The organism is Micromonospora yongxingensis (genome assembly GCF_052601155.1).
Window position 1 is genome coordinate 184,977 of sequence record NZ_JBQXEO010000003.1, and the last position, 20,640, is coordinate 205,616.

The following is a 20,640-nucleotide window of genomic DNA, read 5'->3' on the forward strand; positions in this document are numbered from 1 at the left end:
TCGGCCCGACGTACCGGGCGGGAGGCGTCGGCGGTCAGCGGAGGGTCTCGGCGGCGACCGCGCGGACGGCGGCGGTCAGGGCGTTCAGCACGTCCGACTCCAACCTCCAGTGCTGCCAGTAGAGCGGGACGTCCAGGTGCCGGCCCGGCGCGAGGTCGACACAGCGACCGGCGGCCAGGTCGGCCTCGGCGATCTGTTCCGGCACCAGACTCCAGCCGAGCCCGAGCCGGATCGCCTCACTGAAGGCCGGCACGGACGGCACGTAGTGCACCGGCGGGTCGAGCGGCCGGCCGGCCACCGCCCGGATGAAGCGGTGTTGCACCCGGTCCTTCCGGTCGAAGACGACCATCGGCGCGCCGGCCAGCGCGTCCGGGGTGAGCCCCTCGGCGAAGTGGGCGGAGGCCAGCTCCGGCGTGGCCAGCGCGCGGTAGCGCATGGCGCCCAGCGGTAGCACCCGGCAGCCCTGCACGGCCTCCCGTTGGGCGGTCACCGCCGCCGTCACCGAACCGTCCCGGAGCAGCTCGGCGGTGTGGTCCTGATCGTCCTGACGCAGGTCGAAGAAGAGCCCCGCCCGCTGCGGCAGTCGGGCCAGGGCGGCGGGAAACCAGGTGGCGAGCGAGTCCGCGTTGACCACCACAGCGACCCGGATGCGTCCGCCTCCGGCCAGCGGACCGCGGGCGTCGGCCAGCGCCTCCAGTTCGAGCAGCGTGAGCTGACCGGCCAGGCGCAGCAGCGGCCGGCCGGCCTCGGTCGCCACGCAGGGTCGGGTCCGGCGGACCAGCACCTGGCCGACGGTCTCCTCCAGTGCCTTGATCCGTTGGCTCACCGCGGACGGCGTGAGGTGCAGCAGCCGGGCCGCCGCCTCGAAGCTGCCCTCCGCGACCACCGCGGCGAGCGTCCGCAACTGCGCCGAGTCGAGACCTTCCATCAGATCAGCTTAAGCTACGTAAAAATGTTTAGCTGGACTGCATTCGCCTCGCGGTCCTAGCGTCGATGCGTGCTCACCTCCGCCGTCGCCGGCTTCTCGATCTCCATCGCGCTCATCGTCGCCATCGGCGCCCAGAACGCGTTCGTCCTGCGTCAGGGTCTGCGCCGAGAGCACGTCGTCGCCGTTGTGCTGACCTGCGCCGTGTCGGACGCGCTGCTGATCGCGGCGGGCGTCGCCGGGATCGGCACGCTGGTGACGGGCCGGCCGGGCGTGCTGACGGCGATCCGGTGGGGCGGCGCGGCGTTCCTGCTCTGCTACGCGGCGCTCGCCGCCCGCCGTGCCCTGCGTCCCGGCGCCCTGGTGCCCACCGAACGGCCGCCGGCCACGCTGGGGGCCACCCTGCTCACCTGCGCCGCCTTCACCTACCTGAACCCGCACGTCTATCTCGACACCGTGCTCCTCCTCGGCGGGGTTGCCCAGCAGCACCCACACCGCTGGGTCTTCGGCGCCGGGGCGGCCCTGGCCAGTGTGGTCTGGTTCACCGCGCTCGGCGTAGGCGCGCAGCGCCTCGCCCCGCTGCTGGCCCGTGCCGGGGCCTGGCGGGTGCTGGACGCGCTCATCGCCGTCGTGATGACCGGGCTCGCCGTGGCGCTCCTGCTGGGCTGACCCCCTGTGGCGGGGCGACGACGGCGGGAGTGTTTTCCGTGACCACCGGCGGCAGGACGGGCCACGAGCGGGAATGATGGCCAGGTGCAGTTCCTTCACGGCGCGGTCCCCGCGCACGACCTGACCTACACCGACGTCTTCATGGCGCCGGGCCGCTCCGACCTGGGTTCCCGACTCGATGTCGACCTGTCCACCGGCGACGGCACGGGCACCACCATCCCGTTGGTGGTGTCGAACATGACCGCGGTCGCCGGCCGGCGGATGGCCGAGACGGTGGCCCGGCGGGGCGCGATCGCGGTGATCCCGCAGGACATCCCGATCGAGGTGGTCGCCAACGTCGTCGCCTGGGTCAAGCAGCGGCACCTGGTCTACGACACCCCGATCACCCTGGGCCCGACCGAGACCGTCGGCGACGCCATCCACCTGCTGCCGAAACGCGCACACGGCGCGGTGATCGTGGTCGACGAGGCAGGCCGCCCGATGGGCGTGGTCACCGAGGCGGACACCATCGGCGTGGACCGGTTCGCCCAGTTGCGGCACGTGATGTCCACCGAACTGCACACCGTCCCGGCGGACGCGGACCCGCGTACCGGCTTCGACCTGCTCTCGGCGGGTCGGCGCCGACTCGCACCCGTGGTGGACGCCGACGGCCGGCTGGTCGGGGTGCTGACCCGGCAGGGCGCGCTGCGGGCCACCCTCTACACCCCGGCGGTGGACGACCAGGGCCGGCTGCGGATCGCCGCCGCCGTCGGGATCAACGGTGACGTCACGGGCAAGGCCGCGGCACTGCTCGAGGCAGGGGTGGACACGCTGGTCGTGGACACCGCGCACGGCCACCAGGCACGGATGATCTCCGCACTGCAGGCGGTCCGCAAGCTGGACCCGGGGGTCCCGGTGGCAGCCGGCAACGTGGTCACCGCCGAGGGGGTACGCGACCTGGTGGAGGCGGGCGCCGACATCATCAAGGTCGGTGTCGGCCCGGGGGCGATGTGCACCACCCGGATGATGACCGGTGTGGGCCGGCCGCAGTTCTCCGCCGTGCTCGACTGCTCCGCCGCGGCCCGCGAGCTCGGCCGGCACGTCTGGGCCGACGGCGGCGTGCGGCACCCGCGCGACGTGGCGCTCGCGCTCGCCGCCGGCGCCTCGAACGTCATGATCGGATCCTGGTTCGCCGGCACCTACGAGTCCCCCGGTGACCTGTACACGGACGCCGACGGTCGGCGGTACAAGGAGAGCTTCGGGATGGCCTCGGCGCGGGCGGTCAGCGCCCGTACCGCCGATGACAGCCCGTACGACCGGGCGCGCAAGGCGGTGTTCGAGGAGGGCATCTCCTCGGCCCGGATGCACCTGGACCCGGCCCGGCCGGGCGTCGAGGACCTGATCGACGAGATCATCGCCGGGGTGCGCAGCGCCTTCACCTACGCCGGTGCACGGGACCTGGCGCAGTTCCACGAGCGGGCGATCGTCGGCGTGCAGAGTGCCGCCGGTTTCACCGAGGGAATGCCGCTGCCCACCAGCTGGTGAGCCCAGGGGGCGTCCACGTCAGGTGACGAGCCGGCGCAGGACGGCTCGGGCGGCCTCGCGTGGGTCTTCGCCGACCCGGTCCGGCAGCGCGCCCGCCAGCCAGAGGGTCGCGAAGCCGTGCGCGATCGACCAGGCCGCGAGCGAGTCCCGGTCGGGATCGGCGGGCGTGCCACGGGTCGGCAGTGCGGCCACCCCGGCCCGCAGTGCCGCCCGGGCCCGCCCCTGGGCGGTGACCACCTCGGCGTCGTCGGTCCGGTAGAGCTCGGGCCGGAACATCACCTCGAAGTGCGCGCGGTGCCGGACGGCGAAGTCGACGTACGCGACACCGGCTCCCAGCAGGTCGTCCCGCGCCTCGCTCAGCGTCTGCGCCAACAGGTCGAAGCCCTGGGCGGCCAGCGCGGTGAGCAGGCCGGCCTTGTCGCCGAAGTGGTGCGCGGGTGCGGCATGCGAGACGCCGGCACGCCGGGCGAGGTCGCGCAGGCTCAGCGCGCCCGGCCCGACCTCCTCGATCGCCTCCAGTGCGGCGGCGAGCAGGGCGCGGCGCAGGTCGCCGTGGTGGTACGCGCGCGTTCCGGTCATGTTCGTGATCCTATCTTGCCATTGACAAGATGCCCCTCCGGACCGCAATCTTGTCACCGACAAGTTCGTGGAGGAGGATTCGATGGCACCCCTGATCGCCCTGGTGGTCGGCACCGCCCTGGCCCGGCTGATCGGCGTGGCCGGCGTCGACGCGCTGGACGGCTGGCACCCCGCCCTGCGGGTCGGGCTGGCCCTGATGTTCGTGGTGACCGGCATGGCGCACTTCGTCGGCCGACGGCGCGCCGACCTGATCGCGATGGTCCCGCCTCGCCTGCCCGGACCGGGACTGCTCGTCACCCTGACCGGCGTGCTGGAACTGGTCGGCGCGATCGGCTTGCTGCTGCCGGCGACCGCCCGCCCGGCGGCGGCCGGACTCGGCCTGCTGATGCTCGCGATGTTCCCGGCCAACGTCTCGGCCGCCCGCCGCGGGCTGACCCTCGCCGGGCAACCGGTCACCCCGCTGGGCACGCGCACCGCCCTGCAGATCGTGTTCGTGGCCACCGCTGCGGCAATTTCGTTTGGCCCCTGACTATCAGGGCGCTAACGTGCCTCTCGTGGAACTCGTCACTCTCCAGGATGTGCCGCTCGGCCGGCTGCTGGTGGTGGCCGGGCACCTCGTCGGGCAGCGGTGGAACCGCTACCTCGCCGAGGAGCACGGCCTCACCCAGGCCGGCATGGTGACGCTGATGACCCTCGCCCGACACGGCGAACTGCCCCACCGGGAGGTCGCCGAGAAGGGCTTCGTCCGCCCGGCGACCCTGACCGGCATCGTCGACACCTTGGCCCGCGACGGGTTGGTCGAACGGCAGCGCGACGACAGCGACCGCCGCAGCGTCCGGCTCGCCATCACCCCCGCCGGCCGGGAGCGGGTGGCCGCCCTCACCACGTTGATGCACTCCGGACGCCCGCTCACGTCGGTCGACGCCGACCCGGCGAAGGCCCAGGTGATCCGGGAGTTCCTGCTCGAAGTCATCGGCAGCGGGGACGACCCGCGGATGACCGGACGCGACACCGAACCGAAGGATCCGGCGTGCTGATCCGACTGCTGCGCGACAATCTGCGCCCCTACCACCAACCGTTGACGGCGGTGGTGCTGCTCCAGTTCGTCGGCACCATGGCCTCGCTCTACCTGCCCAGCCTCAACGCCGACATCATCGACCAGGGCGTGGCCCGGGGCGACACCGACTACATCGTGCGCACCGGCGGCTGGATGCTGCTGGTCAGCCTGATCCAGATCATCTGCTCGATCGCCGCCGTCTACCTGGGTGCGCGGATCGCGATGGGCTTCGGCCGGGACGTCCGCGCGTCGCTGTTCGGGCACGTCAACCGCTTCTCGGCCCGCGAGGTGGCCCGGTTCGGCGCGCCGTCGCTGATCACCCGCAACACCAACGACGTGCAGCAGGTCCAGATGCTCGTGCTGATGAGCTGCACGATGCTGGTCGCCGCGCCGATCATGAGTGTCGGCGGCGTGGCGATGGCACTCCGGGAGGACCTCGGGCTCTCCTGGCTGATGCTGGTCAGCGTGCCGGTGCTGGCCGTCGCCCTCAGCATGATCATCCGTCGGATGGTGCCCGGCTTCCGCCTGATGCAGACCCGGATCGACACGGTCAACCGGGTGCTGCGCGAGCAGATCACCGGCATCCGGGTCGTCCGCGCCTTCGTCCGCGAGCCGTACGAGACGGACCGCTTCGGCGTCGCCAACGCCGACCTGACCGCCACCGCCCTGCGTACCGGTCGACTGCTGGCCCTGATCTTCCCGGTGGTCATGCTGGTGCTGAACGTCTCCAGCGTGGCCGTGCTCTGGTTCGGCGCGCAGCGGGTCGACGCCGGAGCGATCCAGGTCGGCGCTCTCACCGCCTTCCTGCAGTACCTGATGCAGATCCTGATGGCCGTCATGATGGCCACCTTCATGCTGATGATGGTGCCCCGGGCCTCGGTCTGCGCCGAGCGGATCGTCGAGGTGCTGGACACCGACTCGTCGGTGGTCCCCGCCGCCGCCCCGGTCACCGAGCTGCCCACCCGCGCGGAGCTGGAACTGCGCGGAGTGCGCTTCCAGTACCCGGGCGCGGTCGAGCCGGTCCTGCGGGACATCTCCTTCCGGGCCACCCCGGGCACCACCACGGCGATCATCGGCAGCACCGGCGCCGGCAAGACGACCCTGCTGTCGCTCATTCCCCGCCTGGTCGACGTCACCGCCGGCGCGGTGCTGGTCGACGGCGTGGACGTGCGCGACCTGGCACCCGACGAGCTGTGGCGGCGCATCGGCCTGGTGCCGCAGCGGCCGTACCTGTTCACCGGCACCGTCGCCAGCAACCTGCGCTACGGCAACCCGGACGCCACCGACGACGAGTTGTGGGCGGCGCTGGAGATCGCCCAGGCCCGCGAGTTCGTGGCCGAGATGCCCGGCGGGCTGGACGCCCCGATCGCCCAGGGCGGCAGCACCGTCTCCGGTGGGCAGCGGCAACGCCTGGCCATCGCGCGGGCCCTCGTGCGGCAACCGGAGATCTATCTCTTCGACGACTCGTTCTCCGCGCTCGACCTCGGCACCGACGCGCGGCTGCGCGCGGCGCTGCGCCCGGTCACCGCCGACGCCGCCGTGGTGATCGTGGCCCAGCGGGTCTCCACGATCGTCGACGCCGACCAGATCATCGTGCTCGAGGACGGAGGGGTCGTCGGAGTGGGACGACACGAGGACCTGCTGGAAACCTGCCCGACGTACGCCGAGATCGTGTCCTCCCAGCAGACGGCGGAGGTGCCGGCATGAGCCAGCCCGACGAGCCGCGGACCGCGGCCGTACCCAGTCAGAAGCCGGCCGGCGACGCGCGGACGCCGGGAGGCGACGCACAGCAGCCCGGCGGCGGCGCGCCGACGCCGAAGCGGCTGCCGCCCGGCGGCCAGCGCGGCGGCCCGGGGTGGATGACCGCCGGGATGCCCGCCGAGAAGTCGATGAACTTCGGGCCGTCCGCCCGGCGGCTCCTCGGCCGGCTGCGCCCGCACCGGCTGCACCTGACCGCCATCGTCACGCTGGCCGTGGTGAGCGTCGGGTTCAGCGTCGCCGGGCCGAAGATCCTCGGCCACGCCACCGACCTGATCTTCAGTGGGGTGATCGGTCGGCAACTGCCGGCGGGCACCACCACCGAGCAGGCCGTCGCGGCGGCCCGGGCCAGCGGCAACGACAGCTTCGCCGACATGCTGGCCCGGATGGACGTGGTGCCCGGGACGGGCATCGACTTCACCGCCCTGAGCCGGGTGCTGCTGCTGGCGCTCGGGCTCTACCTGGCGGCGAGCCTGCTGATGTGGTGGCAGGGCTGGTTGCTCAACGGTGTCGTCCAGCGCACGGTGCTGCGCCTGCGCGCCGAGGTGGAGGAGAAGCTCAACCGCCTGCCGCTGCCCTACTTCGACCGGCAGCCCCGCGGCGAGTTGCTCAGCCGGGTCACCAACGACATCGACAACATCTCCACCAGCCTCCAGCAGACGCTGAGCCAACTGCTCACCTCGCTGCTGACCGTCGTCGGCGTGCTGGCCGTGATGTTCTGGATCTCGCCCCTGCTGGCCCTGGTGGCCCTGGTCGCGGTGCCGCTGTCGGTGCTGGTCACCCAGCGCATCGCCAAGCGCTCCCAGCAGCAGTTCATCGCCCAGTGGAAGCACACCGGCGAGCTGAACGGCCAGATCGAGGAGGCGTACACCGGTCACGAGCTGGTGAAGGTCTTCGGCCGGCAGCGTGAGGTGGAGGCCGCGTTCCACGCCAAGAACGACGAGCTGTTCCGGGCCAGCTTCGGCGCCCAGTTCATCTCCGGGATCATCATGCCGTCGATGATGTTCATCGGAAACCTCAGCTACGTGGCGATCGCCGTGGTCGGCGGGCTGCGGGTGGCCTCCGGGACGATGAGCCTCGGCGACGTGCAGGCGTTCATCCAGTACTCGCGCCAGTTCACCCAACCCCTCACCCAGCTCGCCTCGATGGCCAACCTGCTCCAGTCCGGGGTGGCGTCCGCCGAGCGGGTCTTCGCGGTGCTCGACGCCGACGAGCAGACCCCCGACCCGGCGAAGCCGGCCCGGGTCGCCGACCCGCACGGCCGCGTCGAGTTCGAGCACGTCTCGTTCCGGTACGAGCCGGACAAGCCGCTGATCGCCGACCTGTCGCTGGTCGCCGAGCCGGGGCACACGGTGGCCATCGTCGGCCCGACCGGCGCCGGCAAGACCACCCTGGTCAACCTGGTGATGCGGTTCTACGAGCTGGACGCCGGGCGGATCACCCTCGACGGGGTGGACATCACGACCATGCGCCGCGACGACCTGCGCGGACGGATCGGCATGGTGCTCCAGGACACCTGGCTCTTCGGCGGCACCATCCGGGACAACATCGCCTACGGCCGGCCGGACGCGACCGAGGAGGAGATCATCGCTGCGGCCCGGGCCACCTTCGTCGACCGGTTCGTGCACAGCCTGCCGGACGGCTACGACACGGTCATCGACGAGGAGGGCAGCAACGTCAGTGCCGGCGAGAAGCAGCTCATCACCATCGCGCGGGCGTTCCTCGCCGAGCCGTCCCTGCTGATCCTGGACGAGGCGACCAGCTCGGTGGACACCCGTACCGAGGTGCTGCTGCAACGGGCGATGGCCGCGCTGCGCTCGGACCGGACCAGCTTCGTCATCGCCCACCGGCTCTCCACCATCCGGGACGCCGACCTGATCCTCATGATGGAGAACGGCCGCATCGTCGAGCAGGGCACCCACGAGCAACTGCTCGCCGCCCGAGGCGCGTACCACCGCCTGTACCAGTCCCAGTTCACGGCCGCCGTGGTGGACGAGGAACCCGCGTCCCCCCAGCCCGCGTCGATCTAGGGCGGATCATCGTGAACGGAGATCCACTCACAACGATTCGCCCCGGATCGACGGGTGGGTCAGCTCGCGGGCAGGAGGTCGGTGGCGCGGAGGGCGACCTGGTTGGTGATCAGGGTCAGTGCGGCGGCGGCCGGCATCGGGGGCAGGGTGCGGCCGTCGCGCAGGCGCAGGGCGAGACGGTCGTCGGCCGCCTCACGGGCACCCAGCACCCCGAGGTACGGCACGCGCCGGCGGGCCGCGTCCCGGATCCGGGCGCCCAGCGAGCCGGCGACGTCGACCTCGACCCGCAGCCCGGAGTCGACGGCCCGGCGCGCCAGCTCGGCCGCCGCGTCGACCTGCCCGCCGTCCACCGGCAGCAGCACCAGTTGGACCGGCGCGTACCAGGCCGGGAAAGCGCCCTCGTGCACCTCGATGAGGTACGCGAACAGCCGCTCCATGCTGCCGACCAGGCTGCGGTGCACCATCACCGGCCGGCGTCGGCTGCCATCAGAGTCGGTGTACGACAGGTCGAACCGCTCCGGCTTGTCGAAGTCCAGCTGGATGGTGGAGATGGTCGACTCCCGGCCCGCCGCGTCGACGATCTGGATGTCGATCTTCGGGCCGTAGAACGCCGCCTCCCCCGGCGCCTCGACGTACTCCACCCCGGCCAGCGCACCCCGGAGCAGATCCTCGGCGCGAGCCCACTGCGCGTCGTCGCCGACGTACTTCCCACCCGGCCCCCGCAGCGACAGCCGGAAACCCGCCGGGCGGACGCCGAGCGCCGCGTGCGCGGAGCGGATCAGGCCGAGGATCTCCACCACCTCCTCGCCCACCTGGTCGGGAGCGCAGAAGGTGTGCGCGTCGTTCAGCGAGATGGCGCGTACCCGGGACAGGCCGCCGAGCACACCGGAGCGCTCCGAGCGGTACATCCCGCCCAGCTCCGCGATCCGCAGCGGCAACTCCCGGTAGGAGCGGCCCCGCGCCCGGAACACCAGTGCGTGGTGTGGGCACAGCGCCGGCCGGAGTACGAACTCGTCGTCGGCGCTCAGGCGCATCGGCGGGAACATGTCGTCGGCGAAGTAGCCGAGGTGCCCGGAGAGTTCGAAGAGTTCGCGCTTGCCCAACGGCGGCGAGTAGACGTGCTGGTGGCCGGAGCGGCGTTCCAACTCCCGGACGTACTCCTCGACGGCGTGCCGGGCGGCGGCGCCGGCCGGCAGCCAGATCGGCAGGCCGGCGCCGGCCAGCGGGTCGGAGACGAAGAGGTCCAGCTCCCGGCCGAGCTTGCGGTGGTCGATCATGTCGTGCTCCTGGATCGGGTACGACCCGGAGGCGACCTGGACTCCGAACGCCGCGCGGCCCTCGGGGGCGGATCGCCCCGGGGCCTGGTCGACGGTGGTTACGTCAGAGCGGCGCGCCGGGGACACCCGGCGTCGTGGTCACCACTACCGCGCTGCGCATGCGGCGACGGTACTCGTCGGGCGGTCAGGGACGCACCCGGATTTGTCATGGTGAGAGCGGGGGCGGGCCGCCGGCGCGGGACCCGCCGGCGGCCCTGGGCGGCCCGAATCGTCAGGAACGGGGGACCCGACGGGCGGGGCCGCGCGGACAACGGTACGCCGACGGACGCCGATCCGCCGACCCCGTCGGAGCGCGGTGGGACGGTCACCGGGCCGTCACCCGAGGACGGTTCGCCTCGTTGTACCGGGGTGGCCCGGCCGTGTCGACGGTCACGACCCTACGGGGCTGTCCACGGTGACGCCGGACACGCCGTCAGGCTCAAGACACCCAATTGGCCGCATCCGGCGAGGTGGCAGGCGTGCCCGAACTACTGACTGACGTCGCGTCGCCGACGTGGGCGTACCTCGCGCTGCTCGGCCTGCTGATCGCGGACGCCTTCGTCCCGGTGATCCCCACCCAGATCATCATGATCACCAGCGGCGCGCTCACCGTCTACGGGGGGCTCAGCCTGCCCGTCACCATCGCCGTTGGCGCGCTGGGGGTGTTCGCCGGCGACCTCGCCTGCTACCTGCTCGGTCGAGGTGCGCCGGACCGCCGGGCACCCCGGCACTCCGAGCCGAGCCGCGCCCGACGGGTTGCCAATCGCGTCACCCAGGGGCTGCGACAACCCGGGCCACTGGTCATCCTGCTGTGCCGGTTCGTGCCGGGCGGTCGCATGGCGGCCTGCTTCTCGGCCGGCCGCAGCCGCTACCCGTACCGCCTGTTCGTGCTCTACGAGGCCGTCGCCGCGCTGGGCTGGGCCACGTACGGCGCCCTGGTCGGCCACCTGGGCGGCACCGCGCTGACCGAGTCGGCATGGCGGCTGGCCATCATCGCCACCGCCGCCGCGGCCGGGTTCGCCGCTGCCGGGTGGGCCATGACCCTGGTCAGCGCCCGGCACGCCCGCGCGGCCGCCGGAGCCGACATCCCCATCGACTGAGTGTCGCCCAACTCTGCCGGTATAAGCTGGGCTTATATTGACAGGATGTGGGACGTCAAGCTTCACCCTGCGGTCGAGGAGTGGTTCCTCAACCTCTGCAGGACAGATCCCGCCAGCGCCGACCTCATCAGTGAGGCCATCGACCTCCTCGCCGAACATGGGCCGGCGCTCGGGCGTCCCTTGGTCGACCGTCTCAAGGGCAGCTTGTTTCACCACATGAAGGAGCTGCGGCCCGGTTCCGCCGGCCCCACGGAGGTACGCATGATCTTCGCCTTCGATCCACTTCGAGAAGCTGTCTTCCTGGTCGCTGGCGACAAATCGGACCAGTGGCAGAGTTGGTACCAGACGGCGATCCCGTTGGCGGACGACCGGTTCCAGGAGCACCTCTCCAGCCTGAAGGAAACACAAAGATGACCGGTGGAGCTGATTGGCGAGACGTCAAGGCAAAGGCCCGAGAGCTTGACCCGTCCTGGGAGCATCCAGACCGGGTCGCCCGACGGGCTCAGCAGCGCGAGCAGATGTTGGCATCGGTCAGCGGCGCGCAGCTGGCGGAGATCCGCAAGCATCTCGGGATGACCCAGGCCCAACTCGCCGAGGCGGCGGGCCTGACCCAGGCAAGGATCAGCCAGATCGAAAATGGTGAGCACACCAGTCTGGAGACCCTCCGTGCGTACGTCACCGGCCTGGGGGGCCACCTCGACATCGTCGCCCGCATCGGGAACATCCAACTGAACGTCGCCTGATTCCCAGAAACAGGTCTGGCCGCTGTCGGGGTGCCTCTAGGGGTGGTCCCGGGGAACGAATTCGGTGGCCGTCCCGGATCCGGCTGGGGCCTCCCCGACGACAGGCTGAGGCATGCCTGGAACCCGGAGCACCGGCCTGCTCGCCCTCGGCGGGATCGCCCTGGCGGCACTGCTCACCGTGATCGGCCACCTCGAAGTCAACGACGACCTCAACCCGTGGGCGCTGACCGTCAGCGACTTCGCGGTCTCCGACCGGGGTGGCGCCATCGACGTCGCGATGGTGGTGCTCGCGCTCGCCACCGTGGCACTGCTGTACGGGCTGCGCCGCACCGCGCCACCCCAACCGGCCCCCGGCCGACCGACGGAGCTGCTGCTCGGCGCGTGGTCGGCCGGGCTGCTGCTGGCCGCGGTGGTGCCGACGAACGAGCCCGGCACCGCCATGACCACCGCCGCCTACCTGCACCGGTACGCCTCGGTGGTCGCCTTCCTGGCGCTGCCCGCCGCCGGCTGGCTGCTCGCCCGACGGCGGGACCTGGCCCCCGCCGCCCGGACGCTGCGCACCCTCGTCGTGCTCAGCCTGGCACTGGCGGCGGCGATGATCTGGTCCGCCTACCCGGGTGACCGGCTGCTCATCGGCCTGGCCGAGCGTCTGCTCATCCTCACCGAGGTCGCCGTGCTCGGCACCGTCGCGGTGACCCTGACCCGGGCACCCGTCGCCCGGTGGAGCGTCACTCCAGCTCGTGGAGCATGAGCTGGCGGGCCGCCTCGGTGATCGAGCCGGAGAGGCTGGGGTAGATGGTGATGGTCTGCGCCAGCTCGTTGACGGTGAGGTTGTTCTCCACCGCCATGGTGATCGGCAGGATCAGCTCGCTGGCCTTCGGGGCGACCACCACACCGCCGACGACCTGGCCGCTGGCCGGCCGGCAGAACAGCTTGACGAAGCCGTCGGAGAGGTCGTCCATCTTGGCCCGGGCGTTGCCGGACAGTGGCAGCATCACCTGCCGGGCGGGCACCTTGCCGGCGTCCACCTCGTCCTGGGAGACACCCACGGTGGCCAGCTCCGGGTCGGTGAAGACGTTCGCCGCGACCGTCCGCAGCCGCAGCGGGCGGACCGCCTCGCCCAGCGCGTGCCACATCGCGATGCGGCCCTGCATGGCGGCGACGCTGGCCAGCAGCAGCACGCCGGTGCAGTCACCGGCGGCGTAGATGCCGGGCACGTTGGTGCGGGACACCCGGTCGACCGTGACGTAGCCGCCCCGGCCCAGCTCCACGCCGTACTCGGCGAGGCCCAGGTCGGCGGTGTTCGGGATCGAACCGACCGCGATCAGCGCATGCGAGCCGGAGACCTTGCGACCGTCGGAGAGCTCCACCTCGACGCCGTCGGCGGTACGCCGCACCGCGTCGGCCCGGGAGTTGTTGAGGATGCTCATGCCCCGGTTGCGGAACACCCGCTCGATGGCCGACGCGGCGTCGGCGTCCTCGTGCGGCATCACCCGGTCCCGGCTGGAGACCAGGGTGACCTGGACCCCCATCGCCAGGTACGCGCTGGCGAACTCGGCGCCGGTCACACCGGAGCCGACGACGATCAGGTGCTCGGGCAGCTCGGGCAGGTCGTAGACCTGGCGCCAGGTCAGGATGCGCTCGCCGTCCGGGACGGCGGTGGGCAGTTGGCGGGGCGTCGAGCCGGTGGCCACCAGCACGGTCGACGCCGCGATCGAGTATTCCTCGGCGCCGTCGGCCGGGGTGACGATGACCCGGTGGGTGTGCCCGAGGGCGTCCTCGCCGAGCCGGGCGGTGCCGGCCACGAAGGTCACCCCCGCCTTGAGCAGCTTGGCGTGGATGTCGGCGGACTGCGCCAGCGCGAGCCGCTTGACCCGCTCGTGCACCGCCCGCGCGTCGACGGTGACCGCCTCCAGGCCGTCCGAGTGCACCCCGAACTCCTCGGTGTCCCGGTAACCGGTGACCACCTGGGAGCTGGCGATGAAGGTCTTCGACGGCACGCAGTCGGAGAGCACGCAGGCCCCGCCCGCCCCGTCGGCCTCGACCACGGTGACATCGGCGTCGAGCTGGGCGGCGACCAGCGCCGCCTCGTACCCGGCCGGCCCCCCGCCGATGATCACGATCCGGCTCACAGCGTTCGCCCTTCGTTGATGCTCACAGTGACTTTCTTCTCCCGAACGCATCCGACACGCACAGTCGTATTCTCCCCCACCCGCCCGCCGGGCTATCGTCATCGCCGTGCGTCATCACGCCGCCTACGGCTCAAACCTCGACCCCGCCCGGATGCGTGCCTACTGCCCGCATTCGCCGATGGTGGGCACCGGCTGGCTGGAGGGGTGGCGGCTGACCTTCGCCGGGGCGGACCAGATCGGCTGGGAGGGCGCGGTGAGCACCCTGGTCGAGTCCCCCGGCGACCGCGTCTTCGTGGCGATCTACGACATCCACCCGTACGACGCGGCCCAGCTCGACGAGCTTGAGGGGGTCGCCGCCGGCACGTACCGCAAACTGCACGTCCGGGTCTCCACCCTCGACGGCGACGTGACCGCGTGGATCTACGTCTTCGACGGGTACGAGGGTGGCCTGCCGACGTCGTGGTATCTCTCGGAGATCGCGAACGCCGCCGAGAAGGCGGGCGCGCCGGACGACTACGTCACCGAGCTGCGGTCCCGCCCCACCGGCACCGCGTCGGCGTAGCGCGTATCGCACGCGCCCAGTCTGCTACCGTCACCGCCCGGACCGACCGTCGGCCCCGGCCGGGGTCGTCAATCACACACCGGCGGCCGGGACGATCACCTCGTACATGTCGGTCCACCGGATCTCCCGCAGGCCCACGGACCGGTAGAGCGACAGCGGGGCGGTCGGGTTGGTGAGGTCCACCCCGAGGCCGGCCGCCTGCCGGCCCTTCTCCGCGTAGCGGGCGAAGGCGCGGCGCAGCAGCGCGCCACCCACCCCCCGCCGACGGTACGCGGGCAGCACGGACAGGCTCCGCACGAAGCCCTCCTGCTGGTCGAGCGCCTGGTCCGAGGACTGCAACGCACCGGCCGGCATCCCGTCCACCTCGGCGACGAACCACTCGTCCCAGGCGGTCACGTCACCGATTCGGGCCCGCCACCGCTCGTACGACAGCGGCTCGTGGTCCGGCGTGTCGCCGAAGGCGATGTCGTGGATCCGGTGGAACTCGCGCAGGTCGGCCTCGTCGTCGGGGCGGACCTGTCGCACCGTCACGCCGGGCGGCGGGGGCGGGTCGGCGGGCAGGTCGGCCAACGGCCGGCTCATCCGGACGTACCGCTTCGCCAGGGTGAATCCGGCCGCTCGCAGGTCGCGTTCCCAGTCGCGTTCGGGCGCGAAGACCGCGCACCGGACGGCGAGCGCCGGCAGCCCCCGCTCGGCCGCCCGTTCGGCGACCCGGTCCAGTTGCCGGGCGAGCAGCGGCGCCCGCACCGCGGCGGCGCGCTCCGGGTCGACGTAGACCTCCACGAACTCCCGGCCGACACCGGTGGGATTGTCCACGGTCGCCCAGCCGACGACGGTGTCGTGCGGGTCCACCGCCAGCCAGGAGTCCCGGGACGGGTCGAAGAAGGGGGCGGTCAGCGACTGCGCGACGTCCTCGGCGTCGAAGTCGGGATGGCCGATGGCGAAGGTGTCGGCGGCGTGCACCACGGCGAGGATGGCCGGAACGTCGTCGAGGGTGGGCCGGCGCGTGGTCCAGCCAGCGGGAAGCGTCACGGCAGGTGATCCTGGCAGCCGGCCGCCGCGGGCGCCGCTCATTTTCCCGGTTCAGGCGGCGGCGAGGTCGGCCCGGGTGCGGTGCAGCAGCTCCACCAGCTCCGCGCCGTCGGCGGGGCCGAGCGCCGCGAACGCCGGCGCGGCCAGCCGGTTGGTCACCGCCTCCGCCCAGAGCCGCCGACGCACCAGCGGCCCGACCGGCGGGTACGGCGGCGGCCAGCCGCAGGCCACGGCGCCCGCCTCCCCCTCCGGCCCGGCCAGTACGGCCTCCAGCGGCGTCATCCCGGCGGCACGCACCGCCAGCAGGTAGGCGCCCGTGAAGTGTTCGCGGAGCAGTCGCAGCCCGGCGGCGCTGCGGGCACCGGCGGAGAGATCCGGCAGTGGCATGGCCCGCCACGCGGCGAAGAGTGGCATGCCGCTGGCGTCCGCCGCCGCCACCGCCCGCTCGACCAACCCGGCCAGCCGCTCGGTGCCGGGCAGCGCGCCCAGCCGTTGCGTCCCCCACCGGCAGCACTCGCCGAGGCTCGCGGCGGCCACCTCGGCCGGCCGCAGGACCCGGGCGGCAGCGTCCCAGCCGTCGGCGACCGCGTCCGGCGCGACGAAGCCGAGGGCGGCGGCGGCGGTCTCGGCCCGTACGTCGCCGAGCGCGCCGGCCCTGCCGCTGATGTAGAAGGCCCAGCCGGAGATGCCGAGCAGCCGGGCCCGGCGCAACGTGGTCGGGCACCGGCTGAAACCGTCGCCCAGGTCGAGCACGACCGGTTTGCTGGCGGCGGCGACCTGCTCCGGCGTCATCCGAGGGCCGCCCCTGGGCGCACCGGCCCGCCGGCCACGGCGGCTTCCCGATCAGGGACGGCCAGCCCGGGACGGCCCGCCCACTCGTCGTCGTCCATCGATGGTCAGTCTGCCGGGCCACCGCCCGCGTCCGCAGCCCCCTCTTCGGCCGCCAACGCCTCGACCGCCGCCTCGACCTCGCCCGCGCGTCGTCGGGCCACGGTGACCGCCCGCTCGGCGGCGCGTCGGGCCAGCTTGGCCCGGCTGAGATCCTGTTCCGCGACCGCCCGCCGCCTCTCCAGCTCGGCCAGCTCGGTCTCGATCTGGTCGAGTACGTCGGCGCCGTCGCGTTCCTGCCCGGTCGCCTCGGTCAACTCGGCTTCGGCCCGTTCCTGGTCGGTGCGGGCTCTGGCCAACTCCCGATCGAGTGCCCGGCGCTGCCGGTCCCGCTCGGCACGTGCTGCCCGCTGCGCCGCCCGCTCGGCGCGCTCGGCGGCCCGATCGGTGCGCGGGGCCGCCTCGGGGCGGGTCCTCTGGGCGCCGGGCCGGCGGGCCGGGCGTTCCGCGGCCGGCTCCTCCTCCTCGTCGGCGGTGACCAGCCGCAGCTGGGGCCGGGGCACCTCGCCGAAGCCGGCGTAGTTGGCCGCCCGGAGCAGCCGCCCGGCACGGACCTGCTCGGCGACCTCGGTGTCCGAGAGCGCGGCGTTCAGGGTCGCCTCCACCTCGGCCAGTGGCAGCTTGCCGGCCGGCGGGGCGTCCGGCTCCGCCGCGGCGAGCTTGCGGACCTCGGCGACCAGGGAGGCCACCACCGCCCGACGCTGCGCGGACAGCTCCCGTAGGCGCGGCCCACGCAGCTCCCGCTGGGCGGCGCGCATCGCGTCGGCGAGCTGGACCAGGTCGGTGACCAGTTCGGGACGGTGGATGGCGAGCAGGTTGACCAGCCAGGCGGCCACCGTGGGGCGGCGGAGCCGGGCCAACTGCCGGGCGGTGGCCGGGTCGCCGGCGCGGCGGGCCTCGGACACGGCGGCGTCCCGGGCGGCCACGAACCGCTCCGGTGGGGTGCGGTAGAGCTGTTCCACCAGCTCCGGTGAGGGGCCGGGCATCGCGTCAGACGTCCACCCGGCTACCGGGTTCCAGACGCTGGTACTCGGTGCCGGACAACGCGGTGTACTGCCGGTTGAGCACGCCCAGCCCGTTGTCGTTGAGCAGCGCGTCGTGTAGCGCGTACGCCCGGCGTGGGGCGACCGCCCGGATGAACTCGACCACCTCGGAGAACTTCGACCAGGGAGCGTGGATCGGCGCGAAGAGCGTGTCGATCGGGGTCTCCTCCGGCACCACCAGCGAGTCGCCCGGGTGGTAGACCACGTCGTTGATCAGGAAGCCGACGTTGTCCACCACCGGGATGTCGGGGTGGATCACCGCATGCTGACCGCCGTACGCGCGGATGGCGATCCCGGCGGCGGTGAACGAGTCGCCCGCCGCGACCGGGTGCAGCGCCTCGGCGGCGTCACCGAGGGGGCCGGCGAGCGAGGCGGGGCCGTGGATCGGGAGCGGTCCCCGGTCGAGCCGCAGACGCACCGCCGCCAGGTCGAGGTGGTCGGGATGTTCGTGGGTGACCAGCACCGCGTCCGCACCGTCCAGCGCCGCGGGGTCGCTGAACACGCCGGGGTCGACGACGAGCACTCCCCCGTCGTGTTCCACCCGGAGGCAGGAGTGGGCGTACTTGGTGAGCCGCATCGTGACTCCTCGATTATCGAATCGTGACGTCCTCAGCGCAGTCTGCCGGAACCAGCGGGCGAGCGCGCCGCGTCCGAGGTATCGCACACGGGCTGACGACGATGGGAGCGGGGATGGACATACAGGCGGGTAGGCGCCACGGCGCACTGCTGGCGGCGACGGCACTGGCGGCGGCACTGGCGTTGACGGGGTGCGGCGCCGGTGACGACGGGGCGCGGGACACGGCCGGCTCGGCGGCCGAGGCACCGGCGGCGAACGGCGGCGGCGCCGAGAAGGACAGCGCCGCGGGCGCACCGCAGGCCGCCGGGGCCGGCGCACCGGACCTGCGGATCGACCAGCGGGCGATCATCTACACCGGAACGATGCGGGTCCAGGTGGACGATGTGGACGTCGCCGCCCGCGAGGTCGCCGCCGTGGTCACCCGGGCGGGCGGCTTCATCGGTGGCGATCAGCGGCGCAGTGCCGAGGCCGACGCGGTGGCGGAGTTGCAACTGCGGGTGCCGGCGGCGAAGTTCGCCGGTGCGGTGGAGGAGATCGCGAAGCTCGGCCGGCAGCAGAGCCGGGAGATCAGCACCCAGGACGCCACCGAGGAGACCATCGACCTGGACGCACGGATCACCAGTCAGCGGGCCCGGGTGGACAGTGCCCGCCGGCTGCTCGCCCGCGCCACCTCGATCACCGACCTGGTCTCGCTGGAGAACGAGCTGGGTCGCCGGGAGGCGGACCTGGCCTCGCTGGAGGCCAAGAAGCGGCGCCTCGCCGACCTGACCGCCCTCTCCACGATCACCGTGTCGCTGGCCGGCCCGGCGGCGAAGACGACCGAGGAGAAGGCCGAAACCGGCTTCCTCGTCGGCCTGAAGGGCGGCTGGGCCGCTTTCGTCGCCTCGCTGACCGTCCTGCTCACCGTGCTGGGCGCACTGCTGCCCTGGCTGGTGGCGCTCGGCGTACCGCTGGCGGTCCTGCTGCTGGTGCTGCGGCGGCGGCGGAAGGATCCGGCCCTGGTCGCACCGGTCAGCGCGCCGCCGCCAGTGCCCGTAGCGCGGTCTGCACCATGACGCGTACGCCGGCCGGGATGGCCCGCTCGTCCACGTCGAAGGACCCGCGGTGCAGGTCGACGTTGGGGCCGGAACGGCCGACGCCGAGGCGGGCGAGGGCGCCGGGGACGTACTCCAGGTACCAGGAGAAGTCCTCGCCGCCCATGCTCTGCGGCGTCTCGGCGATCCCGTCCGGACCGAGCGCGGCGGCGGTGGCGGCGGTCAGCACCTGGATGGCCCGGGAGTCGTTGCTCACCGGTGGCCGACCCCGCAGGTACTCCAGGTCGACCGTGGCGCCGGTCGGGGCGATCACGTCACGGACCACCTGAGCCACGATCTTGGGAGCCTGCTCCCATGTGTCGCGGTCCATGACCCGCAGGGTGCCGGAGGCGGACGCCTCGGAGGGAATGACGTTGTAGCGGGTGCCGGCCGAGGCGTGGCCGAAGACCAGCAGCAGTCCGCTGTTGGCCGGCACCCGGCGGCTGACCAGGGCGGGCACTTCGGTGATCAACCGGCCGAGCGCGTCGACCAGGTCGACGGTCAGGTGCGGGCGGGCGGTGTGCCCACCCGGGCCGGAGAGCCGGACCGTGACGTTGTCGGCGGCCGCGGTGATCGGGCCGACCCGCAGGCCGACCTGGCCCACCGGCAGGTTCGGGTCGCAGTGCAGCGCGAAGATCTGCACCACGTCGTCCAGGCCGCCGGCCTCGATGACCTCGAGCGAGCCGCAGGGCAGGATCTCCTCGGCCGGCTGGAAGATGAGCCGGACCCGGCCGTCCAGCTCGCCGAGGTCGGCGAGCTGGGCCAGCAGCATGCCGACGCCGAGCAGGATCGTGGTGTGCACGTCGTGGCCGCAGGCGTGGCAGACGCCCTCCACGGTGGACCGGTAGGGCACGTCCTTGGGGTCGTGCAGCGGCAGGGCGTCGATGTCGGCGCGCAGCGCGATGACCGGGCCGTCCGGGCGGCCGTCGACGTCGCAGATCACACCGTTGCCCTTGGGCAGCAGCCGTGGGTGCAGCCCGGCCAGCGAGAGCTCCCGGGCGATCAGGGCGGCCGTTTCGAACTCCGTGCCGGACAGCTCAGGGTGCGAGTGGAGGTGACGGCGCGTAGCGATCAGCCCGGGTACCCGGAGCGCGAGGAGGTGGTCCAGGTCGCGGGGCAGGGGCTGGGACCCGGGCGGCGTCTCCGGCCAGGACGACGCCAGCTGGCTGCCCGTGGGCAGCGTCAACGCACTCGTCACGTCGAATTCTCGATCACTAGAGATGGATGGATCATCGGGAACAGCAGACAGCCTAGACCTCCGGCGGTGACGCTGCGCAACCTCGTTACGGTAATGATCAGACCGCGAAGCGTCACGTATGCCCTGCTGAGGGCGCTCGGAGATCTGCGGGACAGCAGGTAGATCGCGGTCGAACGCCGTCATCTGCCCCTCACCTCCTACAACGCGTAACCGATCTCGGCGGTCACGAATCCGGCGCCACTCGCGGGCCCACGTTGCGAATTGTCGCATTAGTCGGGGTGATGAACTGACACTCCGACAATTAGCCGACCACGCTCCGCAACGAGCCGGAAAAGACGCTCACACGCGCTCGTCCGCCATGACCGCACACGGTGTGCGTCCCCGTTCACCCGGTCGGGTTACCCCCGAACCTGGTCGGCACACACCCGGACGCC

The 20,640-nt window shown here is 72.5% G+C and carries 21 protein-coding genes; 12 read left to right on the forward strand and 9 right to left on the reverse strand.

The window, feature by feature from the left end; genetic code table 11:
* Positions 1-34: 34 nt before the first annotated feature.
* Entirely contained in the window at positions 35-928 is an 894-nt protein-coding gene (locus ACTWLT_RS06405; protein ID WP_445317521.1) for a LysR family transcriptional regulator ArgP, read from the reverse strand.
* Positions 929-997: 69 nt separating this feature from the next.
* On the opposite strand from ACTWLT_RS06405, the gene ACTWLT_RS06410 reads away from it, so the two are divergent.
* Both ACTWLT_RS06410 and ACTWLT_RS06415 read left to right on the forward strand, forming a co-directional pair.
* Positions 998-1,594 (forward strand): LysE/ArgO family amino acid transporter, encoded by a 597-nt coding sequence (locus ACTWLT_RS06410; protein ID WP_445317522.1) that lies wholly within the window; start codon positions 998-1,000, stop codon positions 1,592-1,594.
* 84 nt (positions 1,595-1,678) lie between these two features.
* Complete coding sequence (locus tag ACTWLT_RS06415) at positions 1,679-3,118, forward strand: GuaB1 family IMP dehydrogenase-related protein (RefSeq protein WP_252415822.1); 1,440 nt, start codon at positions 1,679-1,681, stop codon at positions 3,116-3,118.
* Between the two features lie 18 nt (positions 3,119-3,136).
* On the opposite strand, the gene ACTWLT_RS06420 is transcribed toward ACTWLT_RS06415, so the two are convergent.
* Positions 3,137-3,697, reverse strand: coding sequence for a TetR/AcrR family transcriptional regulator (locus ACTWLT_RS06420; RefSeq protein ID WP_252415823.1), 561 nt, complete (start codon positions 3,695-3,697; stop codon positions 3,137-3,139).
* An 82-nt stretch (positions 3,698-3,779) separates the two neighbouring features.
* Here ACTWLT_RS06420 and ACTWLT_RS06425 point away from each other — a divergent pair, with 82 nt between their 5' ends.
* The 4 genes from ACTWLT_RS06425 (at position 3,780) to ACTWLT_RS06440 (ending at position 8,542) form a co-directional block, all read left to right on the forward strand.
* Positions 3,780-4,226, forward strand: a complete 447-nt coding sequence (locus ACTWLT_RS06425) for a DoxX family protein (protein ID WP_445317523.1) — start codon at positions 3,780-3,782, stop codon at positions 4,224-4,226.
* Between the two features lie 25 nt (positions 4,227-4,251).
* The gene (locus ACTWLT_RS06430; protein WP_252415825.1) at positions 4,252-4,734 is read left to right on the forward strand and encodes a MarR family winged helix-turn-helix transcriptional regulator; all 483 of its coding nucleotides are present in this window, start codon (positions 4,252-4,254) and stop codon (positions 4,732-4,734) included.
* Entirely contained in the window at positions 4,728-6,461 is a 1,734-nt protein-coding gene (locus tag ACTWLT_RS06435; RefSeq protein ID WP_252415826.1) for an ABC transporter ATP-binding protein, read from the forward strand. Before ACTWLT_RS06430 ends, ACTWLT_RS06435 begins: the two co-directional genes overlap by 7 nt.
* A gap of 152 nt (positions 6,462-6,613) precedes the next feature.
* Positions 6,614-8,542 carry an ABC transporter ATP-binding protein gene (locus ACTWLT_RS06440; protein ID WP_445317644.1) on the forward strand — a complete coding sequence of 643 codons (1,929 nt, stop codon included), beginning with the start codon at positions 6,614-6,616 and terminating at the stop codon, positions 8,540-8,542.
* A gap of 59 nt (positions 8,543-8,601) precedes the next feature.
* Here ACTWLT_RS06440 and thrS read toward each other — a convergent pair whose 3' ends face one another.
* Positions 8,602-9,819 carry a threonine--tRNA ligase gene (gene thrS / locus ACTWLT_RS06445; RefSeq protein ID WP_445317524.1) on the reverse strand — a complete coding sequence of 406 codons (1,218 nt, stop codon included), beginning with the start codon at positions 9,817-9,819 and terminating at the stop codon, positions 8,602-8,604.
* Between the two features lie 518 nt (positions 9,820-10,337).
* Here thrS and ACTWLT_RS06450 point away from each other — a divergent pair.
* The 4 genes from ACTWLT_RS06450 (at position 10,338) to ACTWLT_RS06465 (ending at position 12,452) form a co-directional block, all read left to right on the forward strand.
* Positions 10,338-10,958, forward strand: a complete 621-nt coding sequence (locus ACTWLT_RS06450) for a DedA family protein (protein WP_445317525.1) — start codon at positions 10,338-10,340, stop codon at positions 10,956-10,958.
* 45 nt (positions 10,959-11,003) lie between these two features.
* Positions 11,004-11,372, forward strand: coding sequence for a type II toxin-antitoxin system RelE/ParE family toxin (locus tag ACTWLT_RS06455; protein WP_445317526.1), 369 nt, complete (start codon positions 11,004-11,006; stop codon positions 11,370-11,372).
* Positions 11,369-11,701 (forward strand): helix-turn-helix domain-containing protein, encoded by a 333-nt coding sequence (locus ACTWLT_RS06460; RefSeq protein ID WP_445317527.1) that lies wholly within the window; start codon positions 11,369-11,371, stop codon positions 11,699-11,701. Before ACTWLT_RS06455 ends, ACTWLT_RS06460 begins: the two co-directional genes overlap by 4 nt.
* Positions 11,702-11,813: 112 nt before the next feature.
* Entirely contained in the window at positions 11,814-12,452 is a 639-nt protein-coding gene (locus ACTWLT_RS06465; RefSeq protein WP_445317528.1) for a DUF998 domain-containing protein, read from the forward strand.
* On the opposite strand, the gene ACTWLT_RS06470 is transcribed toward ACTWLT_RS06465, so the two are convergent.
* Entirely contained in the window at positions 12,430-13,833 is a 1,404-nt protein-coding gene (locus ACTWLT_RS06470) for an NAD(P)H-quinone dehydrogenase (protein WP_252415830.1), read from the reverse strand. The genes ACTWLT_RS06465 and ACTWLT_RS06470 overlap by 23 nt on opposite strands.
* Before the next feature lie 106 nt (positions 13,834-13,939).
* Between ACTWLT_RS06470 and ACTWLT_RS06475 the strand changes: the two genes are divergently transcribed.
* Entirely contained in the window at positions 13,940-14,395 is a 456-nt protein-coding gene (locus ACTWLT_RS06475; protein ID WP_252415831.1) for a gamma-glutamylcyclotransferase family protein, read from the forward strand.
* Positions 14,396-14,467: 72 nt separating this feature from the next.
* On the opposite strand, the gene ACTWLT_RS06480 is transcribed toward ACTWLT_RS06475, so the two are convergent.
* The 4 genes from ACTWLT_RS06480 to ACTWLT_RS06495 form a co-directional block, all read right to left on the reverse strand.
* The gene (locus ACTWLT_RS06480) at positions 14,468-15,427 is read right to left on the reverse strand and encodes a GNAT family N-acetyltransferase (protein ID WP_445317529.1); all 960 of its coding nucleotides are present in this window, start codon (positions 15,425-15,427) and stop codon (positions 14,468-14,470) included.
* Between the two features lie 51 nt (positions 15,428-15,478).
* Positions 15,479-16,219 (reverse strand): SCO6745 family protein, encoded by a 741-nt coding sequence (locus ACTWLT_RS06485; protein ID WP_445317530.1) that lies wholly within the window; start codon positions 16,217-16,219, stop codon positions 15,479-15,481.
* Positions 16,220-16,323: 104 nt separating this feature from the next.
* Positions 16,324-17,301, reverse strand: a complete 978-nt coding sequence (locus ACTWLT_RS06490; RefSeq protein ID WP_445317531.1) for a hypothetical protein — start codon at positions 17,299-17,301, stop codon at positions 16,324-16,326.
* Positions 17,302-17,305: 4 nt separating this feature from the next.
* Positions 17,306-17,935, reverse strand: a complete 630-nt coding sequence (locus ACTWLT_RS06495; protein WP_252415835.1) for an MBL fold metallo-hydrolase — start codon at positions 17,933-17,935, stop codon at positions 17,306-17,308.
* Between the two features lie 92 nt (positions 17,936-18,027).
* Between ACTWLT_RS06495 and ACTWLT_RS06500 the strand changes: the two genes are divergently transcribed.
* A complete protein-coding gene (locus ACTWLT_RS06500) occupies positions 18,028-18,990 on the forward strand; it encodes a DUF4349 domain-containing protein (protein ID WP_445317645.1) in 963 nt (320 codons plus the stop codon).
* Here ACTWLT_RS06500 and ACTWLT_RS06505 read toward each other — a convergent pair.
* A complete protein-coding gene (locus ACTWLT_RS06505; RefSeq protein WP_252415836.1) occupies positions 18,947-20,206 on the reverse strand; it encodes an amidohydrolase in 1,260 nt (419 codons plus the stop codon). The genes ACTWLT_RS06500 and ACTWLT_RS06505 overlap by 44 nt on opposite strands.
* Positions 20,207-20,640: the final 434 nt, after the last annotated feature.

Bases quoted from the DNA above. Each gene is read 5' to 3' on its own strand.
- ACTWLT_RS06405 (WP_445317521.1), bottom strand. From the start codon at position 928: ATGGAAGGTCTCGACTCGGCGCAGTTGCGGACGCTCGCCGCGGTGGTC.
- ACTWLT_RS06420 (WP_252415823.1), bottom strand. From the start codon at position 3,697: ATGACCGGAACGCGCGCGTACCACCACGGCGACCTGCGCCGCGCCCTG.
- ACTWLT_RS06425 (WP_445317523.1), top strand. From the start codon at position 3,780: ATGGCACCCCTGATCGCCCTGGTGGTCGGCACCGCCCTGGCCCGGCTG.
- ACTWLT_RS06440 (WP_445317644.1), top strand. From the start codon at position 6,614: ATGACCGCCGGGATGCCCGCCGAGAAGTCGATGAACTTCGGGCCGTCC.
- thrS (WP_445317524.1), bottom strand. From the start codon at position 9,819: ATGATCGACCACCGCAAGCTCGGCCGGGAGCTGGACCTCTTCGTCTCC.
- ACTWLT_RS06455 (WP_445317526.1), top strand. From the start codon at position 11,004: ATGTGGGACGTCAAGCTTCACCCTGCGGTCGAGGAGTGGTTCCTCAAC.
- ACTWLT_RS06460 (WP_445317527.1), top strand. From the start codon at position 11,369: ATGACCGGTGGAGCTGATTGGCGAGACGTCAAGGCAAAGGCCCGAGAG.
- ACTWLT_RS06465 (WP_445317528.1), top strand. From the start codon at position 11,814: ATGCCTGGAACCCGGAGCACCGGCCTGCTCGCCCTCGGCGGGATCGCC.
- ACTWLT_RS06485 (WP_445317530.1), bottom strand. From the start codon at position 16,219: ATGACGCCGGAGCAGGTCGCCGCCGCCAGCAAACCGGTCGTGCTCGAC.
- ACTWLT_RS06490 (WP_445317531.1), bottom strand. From the start codon at position 17,301: ATGCCCGGCCCCTCACCGGAGCTGGTGGAACAGCTCTACCGCACCCCA.
- ACTWLT_RS06495 (WP_252415835.1), bottom strand. From the start codon at position 17,935: ATGCGGCTCACCAAGTACGCCCACTCCTGCCTCCGGGTGGAACACGAC.